The sequence below is a fragment of the Buttiauxella selenatireducens genome (assembly GCF_031432975.1).
GTDB classification, from domain to species: Bacteria; Pseudomonadota; Gammaproteobacteria; order Enterobacterales; family Enterobacteriaceae; genus Buttiauxella; species Buttiauxella selenatireducens.
In genome coordinates this window covers 570,951-595,226 of record NZ_CP133838.1, presented here as the reverse complement: position 1 = coordinate 595,226, position 24,276 = coordinate 570,951, and the positions used below count along the sequence as shown (strand labels likewise).

The following is a 24,276-nucleotide window of genomic DNA, read 5'->3' as shown; positions in this document are numbered from 1 at the left end:
GATCCTTTTGCCATGTGCCTCACACTTTCCGACCTACATTTCCGAACATATGATCTAAATTTCAATAAGAGTTCATCTATGAGCGATAAACGAGCAGCAGAAGAAGGCAAGTTAGCCGCCTTGCCGATGGCAGAAGAAGAGTTGTTGGCGCGTGTGGCCTGGTCTTATTACCACGACGGGTTAACCCAGAATGACATTGGTGAGCGACTCGGTTTGCCGCGTTTAAAGATTTCGCGCCTGCTGGAAAAAGGCCGTCAGTCGGGGGTCATTCGCGTACAAATTAACTCCCGGTTTGAAGGATGCCTGGCGCTGGAAACTCAGTTACAACAACGGTTTGGCCTGAAAATCGCCCGTGTGCTTCCAGCACACAACACGCCGACGATGAACACCCGTTTAGGCATTGGCGCGGCTCAGTCGTTGATGGGCATTCTGGAACCGGGGCAATTACTGGCGGTGGGTTTTGGTGAAGCGACCATGAACTGCCTGCAACATTTGAGTGGGTTTATCAGCTCACAGCAGATCCGTCTGGTGACGCTTTCTGGCGGTGTCGGGCCATATATGACAGGCATCGGCCAATTAGATGCCGCGTGTAGTGTCAGCATGATCCCCGCCCCTTTACGGGTTTCATCACCGCAGGTGGCTGAGATTTTGCGCATGGAATCTAGCGTGCGTGATGTGATTCTTGCGGCAACCGCCGCTGATGTCGCGGTGGTGGGTATTGGTGCGATTAATCAAAAGCGCGATGCCACCATTTTGCGTTCCGGTTATATCAGTGAAGGCGAACAACTGATGTACGCCCGCAAAGGTGCGGTGGGCGATATTCTGGGCTATTTCCTGCAAGCGGATGGCGAACTGGTGGAGGGATTGGAAATTCACCGCGAATTACTTGGCGTGACGCTCGATGACCTGGCGCATCTCCCCACTATTCTGGGTGTTGCTGGCGGGACAGATAAAGCGGACGCAATTTATGCCGCACTGCAAGGTCAGCGAATCAATGGCCTGGTGACGGAAGAAGAGACTGCGCGGGCGGTGTTAGCACTGGCTGATTAACCCCGCGCCATAAGCTGCGGGGATCGTTTTCATGAGTTATTTACTTGCACTGGACGCCGGAACGGGCAGCATCCGCGCCGTGATCTTCGATACGTCAGGCCACCAGATTGCCGTTGGTCAGGCCGAATGGAAACACTTGAGTGTGGCCGACGTCCCCGGCTCCATGGAGTTTGATCTCATCACCAACTGGCAGCTCGCCTGCCAGTGCATCCGCGAAGCACTGCAAAAAGCGCATCTTCCCCCTGGCGCTATCAGCGCAGTTTCCTGCTGTTCGATGCGTGAAGGGATCGTGCTTTATGACCGGAATGGCACACCAATCTGGGCGTGTGCCAACGTTGACGCCCGTGCCAGCCGTGAAGTCGCCGAACTCAAAGAGATCCACGATAACCAGTTTGAATCTGAGGTTTACCATGTTTCCGGCCAGACGCTGGCATTAAGCGCTATGCCACGCCTGCTGTGGCTTGCGCATCATCGTCCCGATATTTATCGCCAGGCGGCTACCGTCACGATGATTAGCGACTGGCTGGCGGCCAAACTCAGTGGTGAACTGGCGGTCGATCCTTCCAATGCCGGAACCACTGGCATGCTTGATCTATCGACCCGCGACTGGCAGCCCGCGCTATTAGATATGGCGGGCTTGCGGGCGGATATTCTCTCTCCGGTAAAAGAAACGGGCACCGTGCTCGGCCTCGTCACCCAGGATGCCGCGCAACAAAGCGGTTTGCTTGCTGGAACACCGGTCATTATGGGAGGTGGCGATGTGCAGCTCGGCTGCGTCGGGCTGGGTGTGGTTCGGGCAGGGCAAGCTGCAGTATTGGGCGGTACCTTCTGGCAACAGGTCGTGAATCTACCCGCAATCAAAACCGATCCTGACATGAACATCCGCGTGAACCCACACGTTATCGGCAATATGGTGCAGGCAGAATCCATCAGTTTTTTCACCGGTCTGACGATGCGCTGGTTCCGCGATGCATTTTGCGCTGAAGAAAAGCTGATGGCCGAGAGGCTTGGCGTGGATACTTACGCGTTACTCGAGGATATGGCTGCGCGGGTTCCGGCGGGCTCCCACGGCGTAATGCCGATTTTCTCGGACGCCATGCATTTCAAGCAGTGGTATCACGCGGCACCGTCGTTTATTAACCTCTCCATCGACCCAGAAATTTGCAACAAAGCGACGCTGTTTCGAGCGCTTGAAGAAAACGCGGCGATGGTGTCGGCCTGCAATCTTGAACAAATCTCCGGATTTTCAGGTATTCAATTTGAGTCGTTGGTATTTGCCGGTGGTGGCTCAAAAGGCGCGTTGTGGAGCCAGATTTTAAGTGACGTGACGGGCTTACCGGTGCGTGTCCCCGTCGTCAAAGAAGCGACAGCGCTCGGTTGCGCGATTGCTGCGGGCGTCGGGGCGGGGTTGTTTAATAATCTGGCGGATGCGGGAGAGCGACTGGTGCAATGGCAGCGCGAATTTACGCCGAACCTGGCGCATCGCGAGCTGTACGACGAGATGAAGCGCAAGTGGATGAAGGTCTATGCCGATCAACTGACGCTGGTTGATAGTGGTTTGACAACGTCAATGTGGCAGGCACCTGGGCTGGTAGTGCGCCCTCACCCTTAAGGTTTGGCGAGGGCGTTTAAGGCTTAAATCAGAAATAGTACTTAAATCTTACGCGCCCGCCGTAACGGGTGTTGTCGCTGCCTTCGCTGGAATCGTTATCCGCGCTGACCCACGACACGTAAGTACCGAGATAGATATTAAAGTTCTTCATGCCCATGACGTTCGGGAACAGATAGGAAGAGTGGATAGTGTGGATATCGTAAGTACCCGCATTGGTTATCCAGCAGTCGCTATCACAGTTTTGTACGGCACTTGTCACATCAAACTTATCAATGTCGTTGTGGGCGTAGATGTAACCGAGTTCGAAATTCTTCCACAGGGCGTTTACGCCTGCGGTAAAGTCGGTTTCATCAGCAGCATCCAGATACGCGGTATTAAGGTTGGCGACGATGCCATTATCCGGATCGCTTTTCTGACCATTCCACGTCATGGTCAAGCCGTAGCCAGTACGGCTTGATTGATCTACCGTTTGGCCGTTTGCATCGACATAACCGTAAGCGTTATCTACGACCTGCGCTTCCATTGCCGCGGCGACTGAGAAACGCTCTTTTGACCACGCGATAACGGGACGCAGGTAAGCGACGTTTTTGTCGTTAACCAATTCATTGCCGTGATATGACTTGTCCTGATACAACGAAGTACCGTTTTCCAGCAGGGTGTTGAGCTCAAAGTACCAGTTGTCGATATTTTTGCTCAGCATGAAATTGCCGCCCGTATCGCTTCGCCCGCGCCCTTCTTTCATCATGTAGATGTAGCCGTAACCATCGCCGTAGAGATCGTTGGCGGTGTTACCGGAATACTCAACAAAAGTATCCTGATTAAGGGGGAACATATCGTAGGCTTCGAAGCGGCCCACTTTCACCTTCCAGTCGTTCTCATGACCAAAGAAGAAAGCCGCATCATCAAGATTCATATGGCCGGTTAAATCGGCTAATGGTTGTACGGTGAATCCGGCGAAATTGCCATTTTGCATCCGGCGATATCCATCAAAACCTAACAGAATACGACCATTAATATCCCATCGTTCATTATTCCCATCAGTCCAATTTGTATTGGCACTGCGACGCATAGACGTCAGGCCATTACTGCGACTGGCGGCGTCCATGTTAAACTCCACATCACCATATATTTTTAAATCGCCATAGCCGGTTAATGTTAATTTTGGCGACTTATTATCGGTTGCACTATTAACGGATTGCTCACTGACGACCGCAACCGGGGCGGTGGCCTGTGGTGGTATCGGTTTAGATTTAAGCTGTTGAATTTCCGTTTCTGCATTAGAAGCCCGCTGTTCTGCGGCTTGTAAGCGTTGTTCTAATTGATTCAGGCGTTGTTCAAGTGCGCTTTGCTGGCTTGATGCTATTGCTCCTGTTGATAACATTGCGCCCACAAAAAGTGCCAGTGTTTTTATTTTTAGATACATACTATGTCCTTATAATATTCATTATTAAATAGCCCCTACCAATGTATTAGGCAAACACACCAGCAATGGCGCTCAAACTGGGATTATTTATAAGAGGTACTCAGTAAGAACATAACAACTTTAATTTGACGGCACCCAGGCAAATAGCAAATGTATTATCCGCATCACATTCATTTTTGTAAAAATAGAAAATACGAACCATATATATTTATATAAAGTATATATCCGTACCGACATATAATATTACCAAGCATTTTTCGGCAATTTATGAATTAAAAAACGTAAATTCATAATTCATCGCGATCGCCGTTAATGTTGGAGGGGTGACCAAGAAAACGGAAGAACTTTGAATCCCGTCACAATCATTTGATCCCTTTTTTCCCTTAAGCGCCGTAGCCCGCTAAATTACTAACTCATCCGACCACATAATAATAATGAACCTGTAGGAAGAATGTATGAGCTATCCATCGCTGTTTGCCCCGCTAGACCTGGGTTTCACCACACTTAAAAACCGTGTGCTAATGGGTTCGATGCATACCGGACTTGAGGAACACCCGAAGGGTGCCGATCGTTTAGCGGCGTTTTATGCTGAGCGCGCACGCCACGGCGTTGCGCTGATTGTCACTGGCGGTGTAGCGCCTTCGCCTTCAGGTGTTGGCGTGGAAAGCGGCGCGGTACTCAACGATGCAAGCCAGCTTGCCCATCATCAGATTGTCACCGATGCTGTGCACCGCGAAGGCGGTAAAATTGCCCTGCAAATCTTGCACACCGGGCGTTATAGCTACCAGCCAAACCCTGTCGCCCCCTCAGCAATTCAGGCACCAATCAACCGTTTTAAACCCCACGCCCTGAGCCATGAAGAAATCCTGACCCTGATTGAAGATTTCGCCCAATGCGCGAACCTTGCCCAGCTTGCCGGATACGATGGCGTCGAAATTATGGGTTCCGAAGGCTATTTGATTAACCAGTTTTTGGCAGCAAGAACGAACCAGCGCGATGACGAATGGGGCGGCGATTACGCGAGACGCATGCGTTTTGCGATAGAAGTCGTGCGGGCGGTGCGTGAAAAAGTGGGGACGAATTTTATTATCATCTATCGCCTGTCGATGCTGGATTTAGTCGATGGCGGTGGCACGCTTGATGAAGCTATTCAGCTTGCTAAAGCGATAGAAAAAGCAGGTGCCACATTAATTAACACCGGCATTGGCTGGCATGAGGCGAGAATTCCGACCATCGCCACGCCGGTTCCACGTGGGGCGTTTAGCTGGGTTACACGCAAACTCAAAGGCTCAGTGACTATTCCACTGGTGACCACCAACCGAATTAACGATCCGCAAACCGCTGAGAACATTGTCGCTAGTGGCGACGCCGATATGGTGTCAATGGCGCGGCCCTTCCTCGCCGACGCGGAGTTTGTATCCAAAGCCCAGCAAGGGCGCGAAGATGAAATCAACACCTGCATCGGCTGCAATCAGGCCTGCCTGGATCAGATTTTCCTCGGCAAAGTGACCTCATGCCTGGTCAATCCACGTGCCTGCCATGAGACTAAAATGCCGATTGTCCCGGCGATGGTGCATAAAAATCTGGCGGTTATCGGGGCGGGTCCTGCGGGTCTGGCTTTTGCCATTAATGCCGCAGCGCGTGGTCACAACGTGACATTATTTGATGCAGCCTCAGAAATCGGCGGCCAATTCAATATTGCCAAACAGATCCCCGGCAAAGAGGAGTTTTACGAAACGCTGCGCTATTACCGCCGCATGCTGGATTTGACCGGGGTGGACGTTCGTTTGAATCAATACGTCACCGCCTCCATGCTCGAAGCGTTCGACGAGATTATTCTCGCCTGCGGCATCGAACCACGCTTGCCGCTTATTGAGGGCATCGCACACCCTAAAGTCTTGAGTTATATCGATGTGTTGCGTGAGAAAGCGCCAGTGGGCAACCGTGTAGCGATTATTGGGGCTGGCGGTATTGGCTTTGATACCGCGATGTATTTAAGCCAGGAAGGAGAATCCACCAGCCAGAATATCGCCGAGTTTTGTGTGGAATGGGGTATCGACACCAGCCTGCAACACGCGGGTGGCCTGCGTCCTGAAGGCGCTCAGTTGCATAAAAGCCCGCGCCAGATTGTGATGCTGCAACGCAAAACCAGTAAACCTGGTGAAGGGCTTGGCAAAACGACGGGCTGGATACATCGCACGACGCTTTTGGCGCGTGGTGTAAAAATGCTGGCAGGGGTAACTTACGAACGCATTGACGATGAAGGGCTGCACATCACGGTAGGTGGGGAGCCGCAAACGCTAAACGTGGATAACGTGATTATTTGTGCCGGACAAGATTCGCGCCGTGAACTGGTTGCGCCATTACAAGAACTGGGGAAAACCGTGCATTTGATTGGCGGTGCGGATGTGGCAATGGAACTGGATGCCCGACGTGCAATCGCACAGGGCACCCAGTTAGCACTGGAAATTTAGCGGTGACGACCGAGTTTTACCGCTTTTAAAACGACGAACTTTTTGTTGGTCGCAACGGTATCGCAGTTACCGAAGATCTTCTTCAGTTTGTGATAGTAGTCCAGATGGCGGTTAGCGACGATGTAAAGCTCACCGCCATTTTGCAGGCAACGACGCGCATGGTGGAACATTTCCCACGCCACCTGGTCAGTCAGCGAATGCTGCTGATGGAACGGCGGATTACACAGGATGGTGTTAAAGCGATATGGCTCAACGCCCGACAGCGCGTTGTTAATCATAAACTCACAGCGCTCCAGATTTTCCGGCATGTTGAATTCAACGTTCTTGTGGCTCGACGCCACCGCCATCGGTGATTCATCAACAAAAACAACCTTCGCTTCCGGGTTTTGCTCAAGCAAATGCAGGCCAATCACGCCGTTACCACAACCTAAATCGACGATCTCGCCTTCCAGGTTTGTCGGTAAATGCTCAATGAAGAAGCGTGCGCCGATGTCCAGACCGGTACGAGAAAAGACGTTCGCGTGGTTGTGAATCGTCCACGGCGTGCCTTCCAGTTTCCAGCTCAGGGTTTCTGCGGATTCTTTCAGTACGGGTGCATTGAAAGTACAGTTGATCAGACGAGCCTTTTTCCAGGCCAGAGTGGTCGTGGTCGGTCCAAGGATCTTTTCAAACAACTCGATAGTTGAGTTGTGAATATCACGCGTTTTCGCACCCGCTATAATGCGAGTTTCCGGTGTGACCACGGCGTGCAGTGCGCGCAACTGTTGTTCCAGCAACGCCAGCGTTTTAGGGATCTTAATCAGAACGACTGCGGGTGCTTCCGGATATGTTGCGGTGCTATCAAGGAACGTGACGCTGGACTCAGCGATGTTGTTCTCACGTAAATTCTCACGGATAGCCAGTTCGCTCAGATACGAGTCGCTGATGCTATACGGCTTGTGTTCAGCCAGCACGCAAGAAAGCGCCCCGAAGTTATCGTTGAAAATCAGGACCGGGCCACTGATTTCGATTTCGTCCAGTTGCTGCAGTAAGTAGTCATCCGCAGCTTCCCACGCCTGTAGTGGGTTAACGTCATCCGTTTCTGGAAAACGTTTTAGTGTCAGTGAACGGAAACCGTTGTCTAATTGGCTCATCGGCCCTCCTGGATGGTAAAATTTCGGCGTAATCCCCGAATGGGGGCGTGAGTATACCCTTTTTTTTCCTCAAACTGCTCTATAGCTTTCGAAAGACAGCAAGATGCAAGAGAGTGAATCCCCAGGAGCTGACTCTGGTAAGTGACTGGGGTGAGTGAGCGCAGCTACCGCCGCTACCTTTTGAAAGATGACGAGCAAGAGAGACGAATGAGCAAATTAACTTATCTACAGGGCTACCCGGAGCATTTGCTCTCCCAGGTTCGGACTCTGATTGCTGAACAACGTCTGGGGGAAGTGCTGCAAAAACGGTATCCAGATACGCATAGCATCACCACGGATAAAGCGCTGTATGCCTGGACGCAGGACCTTAAAAACCAGTACCTGCGCAATGCGCCACCGATCAACAAAGTGGCTTACGACAGCAAAATTCATGTGCTGAATAATGCGTTGGGTTTACACACGGCGGTGTCCCGCGTTCAGGGAAACAAGTTAAAAGCCAAAGCTGAGATTCGTGTGGCAAGCGTATTTAAAAATGCGCCAGAAGCCTTTTTGCGCATGATCGTGGTTCACGAACTTGCGCACCTGAAAGAAAAAGATCACAACAAAGCGTTTTACTCGTTGTGCTGCCATATGGAACCGCAATATCACCAACTGGAGTTTGATACGCGGCTGTGGTTGACGCAGATGGCCTTGAACGGGCAAGCATAATAAACCGGGGAATCCCCCGGTGACGTTATTTTTCCAGCCCTGCAAAGACCGCAGCGATTGCCACAGCGCCAGGGTCTTTCACGCCTTTCAGGTTCTCGCTATTCACATATGACGAGCGCCCGGCATTGGCTTTTTGCATTTGCGCGGTGGCATCTGCTCCCTGTTGCGCGGCCTTCACCGCAGCGCTCAGGTCGCTATTTTTTAATGCTTCTAGCGCAGGCTGCAATGCGTCAATTAGCGTGCGATCGCCAGGAGCGGCCCCACCGTAGCGTTTCATTTGTTCCAGACCAAATAACAGCGCATCCGCAAGCGGCTGCTTTTTAGCCACTTTTTGCCCGCTGGCGGTAAAGAAAATAGACATCAGCACGCCGCTTGAACCGCCCATTACCGTCGCCAGGCGTTCCCCAATTAACTCTAACAACGCGGCACTATCATTGAGTGGCAGTTTGCCATCCTCATTGAGCTGCGCGATATCTCTGGCGCCTTGAGCAAACGTGGAGCCGGTATCACCATCCCCCACTTTCGCATCCAGCGAATTCAACGCTTTTTCTTGCTCGATAAGCGTATGCGTGATGTTTGCAACCAGCGCTTTGACGTACGGGTTTTCCGACGGTTTTGCCGATGACTCTGTACGTACCACACTGTGTTTTTGCATCGGCATCGCGTGGAGTTTCACCATCGGACACCAGCCTGCCGTTTCCACATCTGCATGCAACGCTTTGATAAAATTCTCATTAAGCACAATGGCTGACAGTGAAAACCCTTTCATATCCAGCGCGGTAACCAACGGTGCCGGGCCAATCAAATAGTCGATTTGATCCTTTAATTCTGAATGCACGAGCTCTTTGGTGAGCAGAGCCATTTCCAGAGGCGAAACGCCACCAAGATTGTTAATCAGCACGGCGAGCCTTGCGTCAGCGCCGGTCTTTTTACGCAAATGTTTCACAAGCGTAGCCATCGTCTTCTGGCTGTTTTGGCTATCCAGCGTGCTGGCTCCGGGTTCGCCGTGAATCCCCAGCCCTAACTCGATATGTCCGCCTTTAATTCGCCCTTCTTCCTCATATTGATCTGGCAAATTGCAGGTTTGCATGGCGACCCCCATGCTGGCAATGCTGTCGCAGGCACTTTGCGCGATGTCTCGAACATCACTCAAAGACTTCCCCTGCTCTGCGGCAAAGCCCGCAATTTTGTGTACCAGTACTGTTCCGGCAATCCCGCGGGGCTGTTTGTTATCGGGCAGAGAAATATCGTCACCCACAATAACCATCTCGACTTTCAGGCCATGTTTTTTGGCCTTCTCCGCTGCCAGTCCGAAATTCAGACGATCGCCCGTGTAGTTTTTGACGATAAGTAAGCAGCCTCTGTCCCCCGTGACCGCCACAATCGCGTTTAATACTGCGTCCACGCTTGGCGAAGCAAACAGGTCGCCGCAGACAGCTGCGGTTAACATCCCTTTGCCGACAAAGCCTGCGTGAGCCGGTTCATGACCCGAACCACCGCCTGAAATAATCGCGACTTTGCTTTTGTTCCAGTCCTTGCGAACCACCACGCGAATAGCGGGATCGGTATCTAAACGGGTCAAATTGCGAAAACGAGAGCTGATGATGACGCCTTCGATGGCGTCGTTGACCATTTGCTTACGGTCATTAAAGAAGAATCTGGACATAGTTTCCCAAAATTAAGTCATGCCTATGCAAAGCATAGCCTTTGCTGCGAGGACTGCCGCAAACCAGGATTTTGGCTGATGACGTTCTGTATGCAATTGCTATGCTTATGGAAATGTCACCACAGGGAAATCATCATGACTGCACCGCTCCTGGTTGCCAGAACCACTGAACAAGAACTGCATTTGCTGCCCAGCATGGCAAACCGCCATGGGCTGATAACCGGTGCAACCGGCACAGGCAAAACGGTGACGCTGCAAAAACTGGCTGAGTCGTTTTCAGAGATTGGCGTACCGGTATTTATGGCGGATGTAAAAGGTGACCTCACCGGCATTGCGCAAGAAGGTGTTGAGTCTGAAAAGCTGCTCGCACGACTGGCAAAAATTGGCGTGACGGACTGGTCACCGCACAATAATCCGGTGGTGTTGTGGGACATTTTTGGTGAAAAAGGTCACCCGGTTCGCGCAACGGTATCTGACCTTGGCCCATTGCTGCTTTCTCGGCTGCTAAACCTTAATGAAGTACAAGCCGGTGTGCTGCAAATCATTTTCCGCATTGCAGATGACCAGGGGCTATTGCTGCTCGATTTTAAAGACTTGCGCGCCGCGACGCAGTACATCGGCGATAACGCGAAATCGTTCCAGAACCAGTACGGCAATATCAGCAGTGCTTCGGTTGGCGCTATTCAACGCGGGCTATTGCAACTAGAACAACAAGGTGCCGAATATTTCTTTGGCGAACCGATGCTGGATATCAAAGACTGGATGCGTACCGACGCCAACGGTAAAGGCGTTATCAATATTCTGTCAGCCGAAAAGCTTTATCAGATGCCGAAGCTGTATGCCGCCAGTTTGCTGTGGATGCTTTCAGAAATCTATGAGCAGTTGCCAGAAGCCGGCGACCTGGAAAAGCCAAAATTAGTGTTCTTTTTTGATGAAGCGCATCTGCTGTTTAACGATGCACCACAAGTTCTGCTGGATAAAATCGAGCAGGTTATTCGCCTGATTCGCTCCAAAGGGGTTGGGGTTTATTTCGTTTCCCAAAACCCGTCGGACATTCCTGACACGATTCTCGGGCAGTTAGGTAATCGTATCCAACATGCGTTACGTGCCTTTACGCCAAAAGACCAGAAAGCGGTGAAAACCGCAGCGCAAACCATGCGGGCTAATCCTAAATTCGACACCGAGAAAGCGATTCAGGAGTTGGGAACCGGCGAAGCACTCATCTCATTGCTGGATGAAAAAGGCAGCCCGACCGTAGTTGAGCGTGCCATGGTGATAGCACCCTGTTCACGTATGGGACCCGTCACCGACGACGAGCGTAACGGGTTGCTCAATCACTCCGCGCTGTACGGTAAATACGATGAAACGGTCGACAGGGAATCCGCCTATGAGCGCTTACAGCAAGGTGTTCAGGCAGCGAGCGAACAGCAAAATGCACCGCCTGCGAAAGGCGAGTCGGTTGCGGTTGATGGCGGCATTCTTGGCGGGCTGAAAGATATTCTGTTTGGTACGACGGGCCCGCGAGGCGGTAAGAAAGATGGCGTGGTACAAACCATGGCGAAGAGCGCTGCACGTCAGGTGACGAATCAAATTATACGCGGAGTTTTGGGGAGTATTATGGGTGGGCGTAAGCGCTAATAATCCCCTTCATACTTCAAGTTGCAGCGGTGTTAGCTGTGCCCTGGAGTAATTTGGGTATAACTCTATTTTGAGACAAAGAGTTTATACCCAATGGATTTCGAGTTACATCGCGGCGGCGACGCAGCAAATCCCCAGGAGCTTACTTGAGTAAGCGACTGGGGTGAGCGAGGAAAGCCAACAAAAATGCAGCTCGAAAGACGAAGGGTATTAGCCGGAGCGCTTCATCATCAGCCAGAGACTAATCAAGAAGAAAGTCGCGCTTGGCAGCAACGCCCCCAAAATCGGCGGGATGCTGTACACCAGACTCAGCGGGCCAAAGATCTGGTCAAGTACATAGAACACAAAACCAAAGCTAATACCGGTGACGACCCTCACCCCCATCGGCACACTACGCAGCGGGCCGAAGATGAACGACAGCGCCATCAACATCATGACCGCGACAGAGAGTGGCGCAAAGATTTTGCTCCACATATTGAGCTGGTAACGCCCAGCATCTTGTCCGCTGGCTTTAAGATACTTCACGTAGTTATGCAGGCCGCTAATCGACAGCGCATCAGGGTCGAGCGCTACCACGCCCAGTTTGTCTGGGGTTAAGTTAGTTTTCCACTCGCCACTGACAGTCTGTGAGCCGGTAATTTGTTTCTGGTCACTGAGATTAGATTCATCAACCTGAGACAATCGCCATACCTTATGCTCCACATCGTATTGCGCTGAGGCAGCATATCGCACGGATTCCAGACGTCGCTCTTTGTTAAAGCTGTAGATGCTAACGCCCGCGAGATCGTTATTACCTTTCACACGTTCGATATAGACAAAGCTGTGGCCATCTTTCGCCCATAAACCTTGCTGGGTCGTCAGCAAAGAACCACCGTACATCTGTTGCGCACGGTAATTACGCGCCATTTGTTCACCTTGCGGTGCAACCCATTCGCCAATCGCCATCGTCAGCAACACCAGCGGAATCGCCGTTTTCATGACTGACAATGCGATTTGCATACGGGTAAAACCGGAGGCTTGCATGACCACCAGCTCACTACGCTGTGCCAACATTCCCAGCCCCAACAGCGCACCAAGAAGTGCGGCCATCGGGAAGAAAATCTGGATGTCTTTTGGGACGCTCAGGACGGTATAAACCCCCGCGCCCATCGCCGAATAGCTGCCCTGACCGGCCTTTTTCAACTGGTCGACAAACTTAATAATGCCCGACAACGACACCAGCATGAACAGCGTCATCATGATAGTGGTGAAGATGGTTTTACCGATATAACGGTCGAGAACACCAAACATTTATGCTGCTCCTCGTGTTTTGCTAAAGCGTGCACGTAGCTGACGCATCGGCACTGTATCCCACACATTGAGCACAACTGCGATGGCAAAATAGACCAGGTTAACCAACCACATCCAAATCATTGGGTCGATTTTCCCCTTCGCCGCATTGGATTTCAGGGACGTCTGAAGCAGGAAGAACACTAAATACAACAGCATGGCTGGCAGCATCGAAAGCACACGACCCTGACGCGGGTTCACCACACTCAACGGAACAACCATCAACGCCATGATAAATACGGTCAACACCAGCGTGAGGCGCCAGTGTAATTCTGCGCGGGCGTTAGGCGCATCGTTTGCCCATAAGGTGCGCATGTACATCTGACTGGAATCATCGGGATCAAGCGCTACCGTCTGGTGCCCAACAATCGCCTGATAATCCTGGAAGTCAGTAATACGGAAGTCACGCAGCATCGCAGTACCTTCAAAACGGGTACCGGTATTGAGCGTCACAATCTGAGAGCCATCTGCCCGCTGTGATAAATGACCGGAATCAGCCACCACAACAGAAGGACGTGCATTACCTTTCGGGCGCAATTGCGCAAGGAACACATCCTTGAAGCTTGAACCGTTGACGCTCTCGATAAACAGTACTGAGCTGCCATCGGTCGCTTGCTGGAATTGGCCTTGTGCCAGAGCAGCCATACCAGGGTTAGCTTTGGCTTCCGCCAACACTTCATCCTGATGACGTGAAGACCACGGGCCAAGCCACATCACGTTGATGGTAGCAACCGCGCCAGTAAAGAGTGCGAGGATCATTGCAGCTTTGATCAGCACCGCTTTACTCAAGCCACAGGCATGCATTACCGTGATTTCGCTTTCGGTATACAGACGCCCAAACGTCATGAGTAGCCCAAGGAAAAGGCTAAGAGGCAGGATAAGTTGCGCCATTTCAGGCACGCCCAGCCCTAAAAGAGAGAAAACGAGATTTGTCGGAATGTCGCCGTCAACCGCCGCCCCAAGAATCCTGACAAGCTTCTGACAAAAGAAAATCAGCAGCAGAATGAAGAGGATCGCAAGTTGGCTTTTGAACGTCTCCCGAACCAGATATCTTATGATAATCACATTAAATACGCCTGTGAAAACGAGTCTTTTTGCAGGAAAATCGCTTGTTTCATCGCTTATACGTCATTTATTCTCTTGAGTCGTCGAAAACATCGCTAAGATTAATAAGCTCAGCAAGTTTCTGGCACAGGGTGATTTAATTGACGTCGCCGAAACAGTAAAAACATACTCGTAAGATTAACACGAAGTCATCGCAACCGCGGACATGAGTTACGAAAGCTTGCAATTCTAGCTGTAGCCACCGTTGTTGTCTTTAAGATTCAGGAGCGTAGTGCATGGAGTTCAGTGTAAAAAGCGGTAGCCCCGAGAAACAGCGTAGTGCCTGCATCGTTGTGGGAGTCTTTGAACCGCGTCGCCTGTCCCCGGTCGCCGAACAACTCGATAAAATCAGCGATGGCTACATCAGCGCCTTATTGCGCCGTGGTGAGCTTGAGGGAAAACCCGGTCAAACTTTATTGCTTCACCATGTTCCGAACGTGCTTTCAGAGCGCATTCTGCTGATTGGGTGTGGCAAAGAGCGTGAGCTGGATGAGCGTCAGTATAAGCAAGTTATCCAGAAAACGATCAATACTCTAAATGATACTGGCTCGATGGAAGCCGTTTGCTTCCTGACCGAACTGCACGTTAAAGGTCGTAACACGTACTGGAAAGTACGCCAGGCAGTGGAAACGGCAAAAGAGTCTTTGTATAGCTTCGATCAATTGAAGACCAACAAAAGCGAACCACGTCGTCCGCTGCGTAAAATGGTCTTTAACGTGCCAACCCGTCGCGAACTGACGAGCGGCGAACGTGCCATTCAGCATGGTCTGGCTATTGCTGCCGGTATTAAAGCGGCAAAAGATCTTGGCAATATGCCACCTAATATCTGTAACGCAGCGTACCTGGCCTCTCAGGCGCGTCAGCTTGCAGATTCTTTCAGCAAAAACGTTGTCACTCGTGTTATCGGTGAGCAGCAGATGAAAGAGCTGGGTATGCACTCCTACCTCGCGGTAGGTGATGGTTCCCAGAACGAATCACTGATGTCTGTCATCGAATACAAAGGTAATAACTCACCAGATGTGCGTCCAATCGTGCTGGTCGGTAAAGGCCTGACGTTCGACTCCGGCGGTATTTCAATCAAACCTGCCGAAGGCATGGATGAGATGAAATACGACATGTGCGGTGCCGCTTCTGTGTACGGCGTTATGCGCATGGTTGCAGAACTTAACTTGCCGATTAACGTGATTGGCGTGCTGGCGGGCTGTGAGAACATGCCTGGCGGACGTGCTTATCGCCCGGGTGACGTGCTGACAACGATGTCCGGCCAAACTGTCGAAGTGCTCAACACTGACGCAGAAGGCCGTTTAGTATTGTGTGACGTACTGACCTATGTTGAGCGCTTCGAGCCAGATGTGGTTATCGATGTGGCAACACTGACCGGCGCATGTGTGATTGCTTTGGGTCATCACATCACCGGTTTGATGTCTAACCACAACCCGCTGGCACACGAACTGATCGGCGCATCTGAACAAGCCGGTGACCGTGCATGGCGTCTGCCAATCGCCGATGAATACCAGGATCAGCTGGACTCCAATTTTGCTGATATGGCAAACATCGGTGGCCGTCCTGGTGGCGCAATTACTGCGGCTTGCTTCCTGTCACGCTTTACCCGCAAGTACAACTGGGCTCACCTGGACATCGCAGGTACGGCCTGGCGTTCAGGTAAAGCCAAAGGTGCGACCGGTCGTCCAGTGGCGTTACTGTCGCAATTCCTGTTAAATCGTTCAGGGTTTAACGGCGAAGACTAACGACGAAATCCCCCTCACCCCGGCCCTCTCCCTCAAGGGAGAGGGAGTAAAGAAAGTCCCCTCTCCCTCAAGGTAGAGGGAGCAAAGAAAGTCCTCTCCCCCTTAAAGGTGAGGGAGCAAAGAAAGTCCCCTCTCCTGGGGGAGAGGGTTAGGGTGAGGGCGTCATTCGGTTTTCTCCTTTGGGAGAAGGCCGGGATGAGGGGAAACTCATGATTCTAAAGATGCGAAACAAATGAAAAACGCGACGTTCTACCTGCTCGACAACGACACACCCTCCGGGGAGTTGAATGCCGTTGAAGCGTTGGTGTGTGAACTGGCGGCAGAAAGCTTTCGCGCAGGGAAACGCCTGCTGATTGCTTGTGTTGATGAACAACAAGCTATCCGTCTGGATGAAGCACTTTGGCAGCGCGACGCACACGCGTTTGTACCGCATAATCTTGCCGGTGAAGGCCCACGTTATGGTGCTCCGGTAGAATTGGCCTGGCCGCAGCGGCGTGGTAGTTCACCACGCGATGTACTGATTAGCCTTTTGCCGCAGTTTGCAGATTTTGCCACCGCTTTCCATGAAGTGATAGACTTCGTACCTTACGAAGAATCCCAGAAACAACTGGCCCGTGATCGCTACAAGGCGTATCGCGTTGCTGGTTTCCACTTGACTACGGCGACTCATACCCCGCCGGGAACGACATAGCAGACAATGGAAAAGACATATAACCCGCAAGATATCGAACAGCCGCTTTACGAGCACTGGGAACAGCAGGGCTACTTTAAGCCAAATGGCGACACCAGCCAGGAAAGCTTCTGCATCATGATCCCGCCGCCGAACGTTACCGGCAGCTTGCATATGGGTCACGCCTTCCAGCAAACGATCATGGACACCATGATTCGTTACCAGCGCATGCAGGGTAAAAACACCCTGTGGCAGGCGGGGACTGACCACGCCGGCATCGCGACCCAGATGGTCGTAGAGCGCAAAATTGCCGCCGAAGAAGGTAAAACACGCCACGACTACGGTCGCGATGCGTTTATCGAGAAAATCTGGCAGTGGAAGGCAGAGTCTGGTGGCACCATCACCCGTCAGATGCGTCGTCTTGGCAACTCCGTAGATTGGGAGCGCGAACGCTTCACCATGGACGAAGGGCTGTCCAACGCGGTGAAAGAAGTGTTCGTTCGCCTGTACAAAGAAGACCTGATTTATCGCGGCAAGCGCCTGGTAAACTGGGACCCGAAACTGCGTACCGCTATCTCCGATCTGGAAGTAGAAAACCGCGAGTCCAAAGGTTCTATGTGGCACCTGCGTTATCCGCTGGCTGACGGCGCGAAAACCGCTGACGGCAAAGATTACCTGGTTGTCGCCACCACGCGTCCAGAAACCGTACTCGGTGACACTGGCGTGGCTGTGAACCCGGAAGATCCACGTTATAAAGATTTGATCGGTAAATTCGTGGTGCTGCCGCTGGTTAACCGCCTTATTCCTATTGTTGGCGACGAACACGCTGACATGGAAAAAGGCACCGGCTGTGTGAAAATCACGCCTGCGCACGACTTTAACGACTATGAAGTAGGTCGTCGTCACCAGCTTCCAATGATCAACATCCTGACCTTCGACGGTGATATCCGTGAAGCGGCAGAAGTGTTTGATACCAACGGTGAAGAATCTACCGTTTACGGTAACGAAATCCCCGCTCAGTTCCAGAAGCTGGAACGTTTTGCCGCACGTAAAGCGGTCGTTGCAGCGTTCGAAGAAATGGGTCTGCTGGAAGAGATCAAACCACACGATCTGACCGTTCCTTACGGTGACCGTGGCGGCGTGGTTATCGAACCTATGCTGACCGACCAATGGTACGTGCGCACGGCTCCACTGGCTAAAGTTGCGGTTGAAGCTGTTGAGCAGGGCGACATTCAGTTCGTGCCGAAGCAATACGAAAACATGTACTTCTCCTGGATGCGCGATATTCAGGACTGGTGTATTTCACGTCAGCTTTGGTGGGGTCACCGCATCCCGGCCTGGTACGATGCCAATGGCAACGTCTACGTTGGCCGTAACGAAGCGGAAGTCCGTGCTGAAAATAACCTGGGCGACGACGTTGCATTGAACCAGGACGAAGACGTTCTGGATACCTGGTTCTCTTCCGGTCTGTGGACGTTCTCCACTTTAGGCTGGCCTGAGAATACCGAAGCGCTGCGTACCTTCCACCCGACCAGCGTGATGGTCAGCGGCTTCGACATCATCTTCTTCTGGATTGCGCGCATGATCATGCTGACCATGCACTTCATCAAAGATGAAGACGGCAAACCACAGGTTCCGTTTAAAACCGTTTACATGACCGGTCTTATCCGTGATGACGAAGGGCAGAAAATGTCTAAGTCCAAGGGTAACGTTATCGATCCACTGGATATGGTTGATGGTATTTCCCTGGAAGACCTGCTTGAGAAGCGTACCGGTAACATGATGCAGCCACAGTTGGCTGAGAAAATCCGCAAACGAACCGAGAAGCAATTCCCGAACGGTATCGAGCCGCACGGCACCGATGCATTGCGCTTTACGCTGGCAGCGTTGGCCTCTACGGGTCGCGACATCAACTGGGACATGAAGCGCCTGGAAGGTTATCGCAACTTCTGTAACAAGCTGTGGAACGCCAGCCGTTTCGTGATGATGAATACCGAAGACCAGGATTGCGGCTTTAACGGCGGCGAAATGGTTCTGTCGCTGGCAGACCGCTGGATTCTGGCGGAATTCAACCGCACCGTGAAGGCATACCGTGAAGCGCTGGACACCTATCGCTTTGATATCGCGGCCAACATTCTGTATGAATTCACCTGGAACCAGTTCTGTGACTGGTATCTGGAGCTGACCAAACCGGTCATGAACAGCGGTAGTGAGGCGGAACTGCGCGGCACGCGTAATACGCTGATCAACGTGCTGGAAGGTTTGCTGCGTCTTGCGCATCCAATCATTCCATTCATCACGGAAACCATCTGGCAGCGTGTGAAAACCTTCAAAGGCATCACCGACGATACCATTATGCTGCAACCGTTCCCGGCGTATAACAGCGCTCAGGACGACGAAGCTGCGTTCTCTGATACCGAGTGGCTGAAGCAGGCAATCACCGCAGTACGTAACATTCGTGCTGAGATGAACATTGCTCCGGGCAAACCGCTGGAAGTGCTGCTGCGTAACGTGAGTGCAGAAGCGGAACGTCGCGTAAACGCGAACCGTACCTTCCTGCAAAACCTGGCACGTCTGGAAAGCATCACCCTGCTGCCGGCTGATGATAAAGGTCCGGTTTCCGTGACCAAAATTATCGACGGCGCAGAACTGCTGATCCCAATGGCTGGTCTGGTCGACAAAGCCGCTGAAATTGAGCGTCTGGCTAAAGAAGTTGCGAAGATCGAAATCGAGATTGGCAAAATCGAAGGCAAGTTGTCCAACGAAGGTTTTGTCGCACGTGCACCCGCTGACGTGGTGGCTAAAGAGCGTGAGCGCATGGTTGCTTTCGCCGATGCAAAAGCGAAACTGATTGAGCAGCAGGCTGTGATTGCCGCGCTGTAATTGGATTTGCTGAAAGTTAAAAGGCCGGGAAATTTCCCGGCCTTTTTTATGGCTACAAGCTTATATTTGGTACCAGGCCACGAGAAAGACGACTCACAATATCTGTGGCAATTTTATCCTCATGATCCTCCAGATTCAGAGAATCTAAATCACCGTCAACCCAAGTGTTATTGGCCAGATAATGACAATAACGGATTCGTGCCCAAGGGTAGCCAAAGCCGAGCGTACAAACAGTGATCAAAATATTGATGATTACCTGCCCCATAAAACCACTGATGGTCAGGGTTGAACGGAAAGCAACACGGCCACTTAACACGACGGCAGAATAATAATAATTACGCATCTTAACGTAGAGAAAACTTGCGCAAATGATTATACCCAAAAGATAAACCAGGTAGGCCACGGCCATCGTTGCCTGCAATGAATTCATTTTTTCGGCTAATAGATCTGGGTTATCCAGAAATGCCGTAGAGGCTATTTCAAGATAAGATGGTAATACTAAATTCAATACAATCAGTATGAATGGAATCATCAATGAAATGCTAATCAGGCAAATAGTAATACATTTTTTGAAACTAATGTCAGTGCTGAACGTTTGCTTGCCGAAGCTTAAATTATTGAATAATAGATTCAGCCCAAGCGCAGTTGCAACTCCCTGAATAATCCCCATCCCCAGAATGCCGACTAATACCGCGATAACCGCCGTGATGATGATACGCTGCATGTCAAAGAGTGTGGCTGAACTACAAGTACTCATGATCAAAACACAGATCAAACCAACACCGAGCCCCATCAATAATGGGCACCCCAGCATCACCCACCATGCTTTAAAACCTGAACATTTAAAGTTAAAACGCACGTTGTTCAATGTGGTGGATTGCATCTGATAACGAATACTTTGCACTAATAAATAGGGTAAGAATAGAATTAACAATCCCCCCATAGCCGCAGCAGTTAGTGAATGACGACCTATGAGAGCCCCCTCAAGAGCAAAAATATAAATCAACAGGCACAACCAACTAACAAATATTGCACCACCCGTCGCCTTATAGTCGAAGCGTGAACCAGATAGCTCAGTATGATTATATAAATAACGTTTTGAGCGGACGAAAGCCCATGCACCATAAACGCCCAGGGTCACAATTGTTAATAGCACATTGACTATCCATATTTTGAAATATCCCTTACCCGTCCCATGAAACACCAGACTTCTGGAGTGCGTTTCTTCTATTTCCGTTTGTATTTCAGACATATATTTCCTTATGGACTGAATCCATTTATATTGTTTTATTATTAATATAAAAACTTGCCAATGAGTATTGAACCACAACTCCTCCCCGCTCAATACTCCGAAACGGGAACGACAAAACATTTTAGAAACTTGCTTGTTAAGTTTCGCAGTGGTATTAGAATGAGCTGTCTTTACCCCTTCATCAATGAGTCACGCTATGAATCTTGCTGCTCCGGTTGAAATCGCACTGCGCCGGATAACCGCCCATGACAATGCGGCTATCGCCCGTGTTATCCGCGAAGTGTCCGCTGAATACGGCTTAACCGCCGATAAAGGCTACACCGTAGCTGATCCTAATTTGGATGAATTGTTCCAGGTTTATAGCCAACCCGGGCATGCTTTCTGGATTGTAGAACTGGACGGCAAAGTGGTTGGTGGTGGTGGCGTCGCGCCGTTAACTTGCAGCGAGCCGGATATTTGTGAATTGCAGAAAATGTATTTCCTGCCGGTCGTGCGGGGTAAAGGTCTGGCAAAACGCCTGGCAATACAGGCGATGGATTATGCCCGCGAAGAAGGTTTTAAGCGTTGCTATCTGGAAACTACGGCATTTCTGACAGAAGCTATCGCGCTGTACGAGCGTCTTGGCTTTGAACATATTTCTGAGCCGTTGGGCTGTACAGGGCATGTGGATTGCGAAGTGCGGATGATTAAGTCTCTGTAACCTTCTTAAAACGGGTTTGCTGAATCCCAGATCCAGCAAACCCTTCAACTTTTTAGCGAGTCGCTAAACGCTGAATGCGTTTATCACGGCGAATTTTGCGTTCTTCCATCACTGCGACCATTGCCATCAGCACGATGCAGCCAATTGCCGCTGCATCCAGCGCGGCGAAAGTCCCTGCCCAGCCGGTCAGGCCAAAGATTGGCGTACCGTCGGCGATCATTCCCAGCCCCAACTTAGCGAAGCTGTCGCCGATCAGATAAGCGAAAGTTCCTTTGATACCATCAGCCGCACCGATGGCTTTTTTCGGAACGAATCCGACCGCCGCCACACCAATCAGCAACTGCGGGCCAAACACCAGGAAGCCCAGCGCGAACAGCGATGCCAGGTAAACATACTGATTACTGGCGTGCTGATAAACGCCGAGTGTCGCGATGATTAATGCCAGCGCAACGCAGGCGACCAGCGCACGGCGACCGTTCGCCAGATCCGATAACCAGCCCCACAGCAACGTGCCGACCAACGCGCCCACTTCAAACAGGGTAAAGCCCTGAATCGCCACTTCTTTAGAAAGCTTCAGCTCCTGGAAGGCGTATACCGTAGACCACTGATCGATACCGATACGCACCACGTAGAGGAAGATGTTGGAGAAGCACAGCAGCCAGATGACTTTGTTCTTCAGCACATACTCCACGAAGATTTGCCATTTGGTCATCGACTCGTCTTCAGTCTCTTTATCTTCTTCGCTGAGCTCTTCGCTGAACAACTCTTCCGCTTTGCCCAGGCCGTAGGATTCAGGGGAGTCGCTGCCGTATCGCAGACCAATAAAACCAACAATCAGCGCGATGATGGACGGGAAGATAAACATGCCAATGACGTGGCCGTCGAACAGGACGTTCGCACCAAACAGTGCCACACCAGCGGCACCGGCACCGCCCAGGTTATGGGAGATATTCCACAGCCCCAGGTAGGTTCCGCGCTTGCGGCGAGGCGTCCATTTGGTAATGGTGGAGTAACTGCACGAGCCACCCGCGCTCTGGAAAAAGCCGCTCAGGGCGTAGAAAGCGATCATCATAAACAGGCTGACCGAACCCGTCCCCATGCTGGCACTAAAGCCCAACATACAGATGGCGGAGAGGATCAGCATAAACGGCAGGAACTGCTTAGTATTTTTGCCATCCGCATAGTAGGAAACCAGGGTTTTACCCACGCCGTAGGTGATGGAGAAGCCCAGGCCGATCATCCCCAGCTGCGTCATGCTCAGCCCGTAGGTAGAGATCATATCGTTCTGCGCGATGTTGAAGTTCTTACGGATCAGGTACATGGTCAGGTAGCCGATAAAGACCACCAGGTAAGACTGCATGAACGGTTTGAACCACATCTTGCGCCGCACATCGAGCGGCAGATCCAGGGTCGGCTTGCGCACCTGGTTTAATAAGGCCAGCATGGATTACTCCTGATTTAAAAACCTGCGTGATAGCAGGCATTGTAAAAATCAGCAGCGACTTTGGCCTGAGATGGCTTCCAGGAGAAACCTGGAAAATTTCTTAGTTTTGCGTTATTCCGGGTAAAAAGGTGAGATGTATCACGCTTCGCGACGGACTTGTGGGGACTGGGCATTAAGGAACGGGAGCAACAGCAGCGCAGAGATCCCTGCGGCGATAGCGATCACCGCGAAGAAACCATTCCAGTGCCAGATGTCGATAACCTGCGCCAACGGCCAGCCGGAGAGAGACGCGCCGAGGTAAGCGAACAGGCCAACAAAGCCGGTAGCGGCCCCCGCCGCCTCTTTGTGGGAGCACTCCGCCGCTGCCATGCCAATCAACATCTGCGGGCCAAACACAAAGAAACCGGTGGTGAAAAAGCAGGTAGCCTGCATCACATAGCTGGCAAAGGGCATCAGCCACAGCGAGCCGACAGAGAGCAATATTCCGGCGGCAAATATCAGGTTCATCGGCCCACGGTTGCCGTTGAATAGTTTGTCCGAGCCCCAGCCTGCCACCAGTGCGCCGATAAACCCACCCAGCTCAAACATCGTTACCGCCGAGTTGGCCGTGACCAGATCCACGCCCAGAGTCTCTGACATGTAGAGGTTCCCCCAGTCGTTGATCGCCGCCCGCACCACGTAGACCAGTACATAGCACAGTGACAGCAGCCAGATCCAGGGATTCCCCAGCACGTATTTGTAGAGGATTTCCCGGCGCGTCAGCCCTGCTCCTTCCTGCTGCTGGGCGATTTCCAGCTCGTCGTGCCGCCAGTCGCCTATCGGCGGCAAGCCAACAGTTTGCGGGCGGTCGCGCAGACGCCAACAGAGAAACAGCCCCGCTAAAATAGCCAGCGAACCGGCGATCATCATTCCCGCACGCCAACCGTAATGCAGCGCCGCAGCGCCGACCACCATCGGGATCAGCGCCCCGCCGACGTTATGCGCGGTATTCCATACCGCCCACCAGCCACCGCGTTCAGTCCGGGAGTACCATGCCGTCAGCAAACGGGCGCACACCGGCGAGCCCCAGCCCTGGAAGAAGGCGTTCAGCACCCACAGCAAAGCAAATGCCCAAAGGGAGGTGGAGAAACCGAAAAGGATGTTAACAACGCCGGTAGCGATCAACCCTAATCCCATGAAATAACGGGCGTTTGAGCGGTCACTGACAATGCCGGAGAAAAATTTCGACAACCCGTAAGTGATGTAAAACAGCGTCGCCAACAGGCCGATATCGGTACGCGCCATTACGCCGCTGGCGAGGATTTCCGGGGCGGCGGCGTTAAAACTTTTACGGGTGAAATAAAACAGCGCATAGCCCAGCCAGATGGTGACCAGAATGTGCCGACGCCAGTAGCTATAGCGCGCGTCAATTTCAGCTTTATCGCTGATTGGGCTCGCCGCCG

At 51.7% G+C, this 24,276-nt stretch carries 17 protein-coding genes; 9 read left to right on the top strand and 8 right to left on the bottom strand.

Features of this window, described 5'->3' with window-relative positions:
- Nucleotides 1–78: 78 nt before the first annotated feature.
- Both lsrR and lsrK read left to right on the top strand, forming a co-directional pair.
- Nucleotides 79–1,050: a transcriptional regulator LsrR gene (lsrR, locus tag RHD99_RS02785; RefSeq protein ID WP_309877364.1), complete on the top strand. Its 972-nt coding sequence runs from the start codon at nt 79–81 to the stop codon at nt 1,048–1,050.
- A 31-nt stretch (nt 1,051–1,081) separates the two neighbouring features.
- Nucleotides 1,082–2,662: an autoinducer-2 kinase gene (lsrK, locus tag RHD99_RS02780; RefSeq protein WP_309877363.1), complete on the top strand. Its 1,581-nt coding sequence runs from the start codon at nt 1,082–1,084 to the stop codon at nt 2,660–2,662.
- Between the two features lie 28 nt (nt 2,663–2,690).
- Here lsrK and RHD99_RS02775 read toward each other — a convergent pair whose 3' ends face one another.
- Nucleotides 2,691–4,085 (bottom strand): carbohydrate porin, encoded by a 1,395-nt coding sequence (locus RHD99_RS02775; RefSeq protein WP_309877362.1) that lies wholly within the window; start codon nt 4,083–4,085, stop codon nt 2,691–2,693.
- A gap of 455 nt (nt 4,086–4,540) precedes the next feature.
- Here RHD99_RS02775 and RHD99_RS02770 point away from each other — a divergent pair, with 455 nt between their 5' ends.
- Nucleotides 4,541–6,559, top strand: a complete 2,019-nt coding sequence (locus RHD99_RS02770; RefSeq protein ID WP_309877361.1) for an oxidoreductase — start codon at nt 4,541–4,543, stop codon at nt 6,557–6,559.
- Here the strand turns inward: RHD99_RS02770 and rlmG are convergent.
- Nucleotides 6,556–7,692 (bottom strand): 23S rRNA (guanine(1835)-N(2))-methyltransferase RlmG, encoded by a 1,137-nt coding sequence (gene rlmG, locus RHD99_RS02765; RefSeq protein ID WP_183270740.1) that lies wholly within the window; start codon nt 7,690–7,692, stop codon nt 6,556–6,558. The genes RHD99_RS02770 and rlmG overlap by 4 nt on opposite strands.
- 207 nt (nt 7,693–7,899) lie before the next feature.
- Here rlmG and RHD99_RS02760 point away from each other — a divergent pair, with 207 nt between their 5' ends.
- Nucleotides 7,900–8,400: a M48 metallopeptidase family protein gene (locus RHD99_RS02760; RefSeq protein ID WP_309877360.1), complete on the top strand. Its 501-nt coding sequence runs from the start codon at nt 7,900–7,902 to the stop codon at nt 8,398–8,400.
- Nucleotides 8,401–8,425: 25 nt separating this feature from the next.
- Here RHD99_RS02760 and RHD99_RS02755 read toward each other — a convergent pair whose 3' ends face one another.
- Nucleotides 8,426–10,066 (bottom strand): glycerone kinase, encoded by a 1,641-nt coding sequence (locus tag RHD99_RS02755; protein WP_309877359.1) that lies wholly within the window; start codon nt 10,064–10,066, stop codon nt 8,426–8,428.
- A 135-nt stretch (nt 10,067–10,201) separates the two neighbouring features.
- Here RHD99_RS02755 and RHD99_RS02750 point away from each other — a divergent pair, with 135 nt between their 5' ends.
- On the top strand, nt 10,202–11,704 hold the full coding sequence (locus RHD99_RS02750) for a helicase HerA-like C-terminal domain-containing protein (protein WP_309877358.1): 1,503 nt from the start codon (nt 10,202–10,204) through the stop codon (nt 11,702–11,704).
- 210 nt (nt 11,705–11,914) lie between these two features.
- On the opposite strand, the gene lptG is transcribed toward RHD99_RS02750, so the two are convergent.
- Together lptG and lptF are read right to left on the bottom strand one after the other, a co-directional pair.
- Nucleotides 11,915–12,994, bottom strand: a complete 1,080-nt coding sequence (lptG, locus tag RHD99_RS02745) for an LPS export ABC transporter permease LptG (protein WP_309877357.1) — start codon at nt 12,992–12,994, stop codon at nt 11,915–11,917.
- Entirely contained in the window at nt 12,995–14,098 is a 1,104-nt protein-coding gene (lptF, locus tag RHD99_RS02740; protein WP_309877356.1) for an LPS export ABC transporter permease LptF, read from the bottom strand. It abuts the gene before it with no gap.
- Nucleotides 14,099–14,373: 275 nt separating this feature from the next.
- Here lptF and pepA point away from each other — a divergent pair, with 275 nt between their 5' ends.
- From pepA to RHD99_RS02725, 3 genes are all read left to right on the top strand, one after another.
- Entirely contained in the window at nt 14,374–15,885 is a 1,512-nt protein-coding gene (pepA, locus tag RHD99_RS02735; RefSeq protein WP_183270746.1) for a leucyl aminopeptidase, read from the top strand.
- A gap of 232 nt (nt 15,886–16,117) precedes the next feature.
- Nucleotides 16,118–16,576 (top strand): DNA polymerase III subunit chi, encoded by a 459-nt coding sequence (locus RHD99_RS02730; protein ID WP_309877355.1) that lies wholly within the window; start codon nt 16,118–16,120, stop codon nt 16,574–16,576.
- 6 nt (nt 16,577–16,582) lie between these two features.
- The gene (locus tag RHD99_RS02725; RefSeq protein ID WP_309877354.1) at nt 16,583–19,438 is read left to right on the top strand and encodes a valine--tRNA ligase; all 2,856 of its coding nucleotides are present in this window, start codon (nt 16,583–16,585) and stop codon (nt 19,436–19,438) included.
- A gap of 52 nt (nt 19,439–19,490) precedes the next feature.
- Here the strand turns inward: RHD99_RS02725 and RHD99_RS02720 are convergent, their stop codons facing one another.
- Complete coding sequence (locus RHD99_RS02720) at nt 19,491–20,690, bottom strand: YjgN family protein (RefSeq protein WP_309877353.1); 1,200 nt, start codon at nt 20,688–20,690, stop codon at nt 19,491–19,493.
- Between the two features lie 196 nt (nt 20,691–20,886).
- Between RHD99_RS02720 and RHD99_RS02715 the strand changes: the two genes are divergently transcribed.
- Nucleotides 20,887–21,390: a GNAT family N-acetyltransferase gene (locus RHD99_RS02715; protein WP_309877352.1), complete on the top strand. Its 504-nt coding sequence runs from the start codon at nt 20,887–20,889 to the stop codon at nt 21,388–21,390.
- A gap of 52 nt (nt 21,391–21,442) precedes the next feature.
- Here the strand turns inward: RHD99_RS02715 and uhpT are convergent, their stop codons facing one another.
- Nucleotides 21,443–22,834 (bottom strand): hexose-6-phosphate:phosphate antiporter UhpT, encoded by a 1,392-nt coding sequence (uhpT, locus tag RHD99_RS02710; protein ID WP_183270751.1) that lies wholly within the window; start codon nt 22,832–22,834, stop codon nt 21,443–21,445.
- A gap of 138 nt (nt 22,835–22,972) precedes the next feature.
- Nucleotides 22,973–24,262, bottom strand: a complete 1,290-nt coding sequence (locus RHD99_RS02705; protein WP_374708468.1) for an MFS transporter — start codon at nt 24,260–24,262, stop codon at nt 22,973–22,975.
- Nucleotides 24,263–24,276 lie beyond the last annotated feature (14 nt).

Bases quoted from the DNA above. Each gene is read 5' to 3' on its own strand.
- lsrR (WP_309877364.1), top strand. From the start codon at position 79: ATGAGCGATAAACGAGCAGCAGAAGAAGGCAAGTTAGCCGCCTTGCCG.
- lsrK (WP_309877363.1), top strand. From the start codon at position 1,082: ATGAGTTATTTACTTGCACTGGACGCCGGAACGGGCAGCATCCGCGCC.
- RHD99_RS02775 (WP_309877362.1), bottom strand. From the start codon at position 4,085: ATGTATCTAAAAATAAAAACACTGGCACTTTTTGTGGGCGCAATGTTA.
- RHD99_RS02770 (WP_309877361.1), top strand. From the start codon at position 4,541: ATGAGCTATCCATCGCTGTTTGCCCCGCTAGACCTGGGTTTCACCACA.
- rlmG (WP_183270740.1), bottom strand. From the start codon at position 7,692: ATGAGCCAATTAGACAACGGTTTCCGTTCACTGACACTAAAACGTTTT.
- RHD99_RS02760 (WP_309877360.1), top strand. From the start codon at position 7,900: ATGAGCAAATTAACTTATCTACAGGGCTACCCGGAGCATTTGCTCTCC.
- RHD99_RS02755 (WP_309877359.1), bottom strand. From the start codon at position 10,066: ATGTCCAGATTCTTCTTTAATGACCGTAAGCAAATGGTCAACGACGCC.
- RHD99_RS02750 (WP_309877358.1), top strand. From the start codon at position 10,202: ATGACTGCACCGCTCCTGGTTGCCAGAACCACTGAACAAGAACTGCAT.
- lptG (WP_309877357.1), bottom strand. From the start codon at position 12,994: ATGTTTGGTGTTCTCGACCGTTATATCGGTAAAACCATCTTCACCACT.
- pepA (WP_183270746.1), top strand. From the start codon at position 14,374: ATGGAGTTCAGTGTAAAAAGCGGTAGCCCCGAGAAACAGCGTAGTGCC.
- RHD99_RS02730 (WP_309877355.1), top strand. From the start codon at position 16,118: ATGAAAAACGCGACGTTCTACCTGCTCGACAACGACACACCCTCCGGG.
- RHD99_RS02725 (WP_309877354.1), top strand. From the start codon at position 16,583: ATGGAAAAGACATATAACCCGCAAGATATCGAACAGCCGCTTTACGAG.
- RHD99_RS02720 (WP_309877353.1), bottom strand. From the start codon at position 20,690: ATGTCTGAAATACAAACGGAAATAGAAGAAACGCACTCCAGAAGTCTG.
- RHD99_RS02715 (WP_309877352.1), top strand. From the start codon at position 20,887: ATGAATCTTGCTGCTCCGGTTGAAATCGCACTGCGCCGGATAACCGCC.
- uhpT (WP_183270751.1), bottom strand. From the start codon at position 22,834: ATGCTGGCCTTATTAAACCAGGTGCGCAAGCCGACCCTGGATCTGCCG.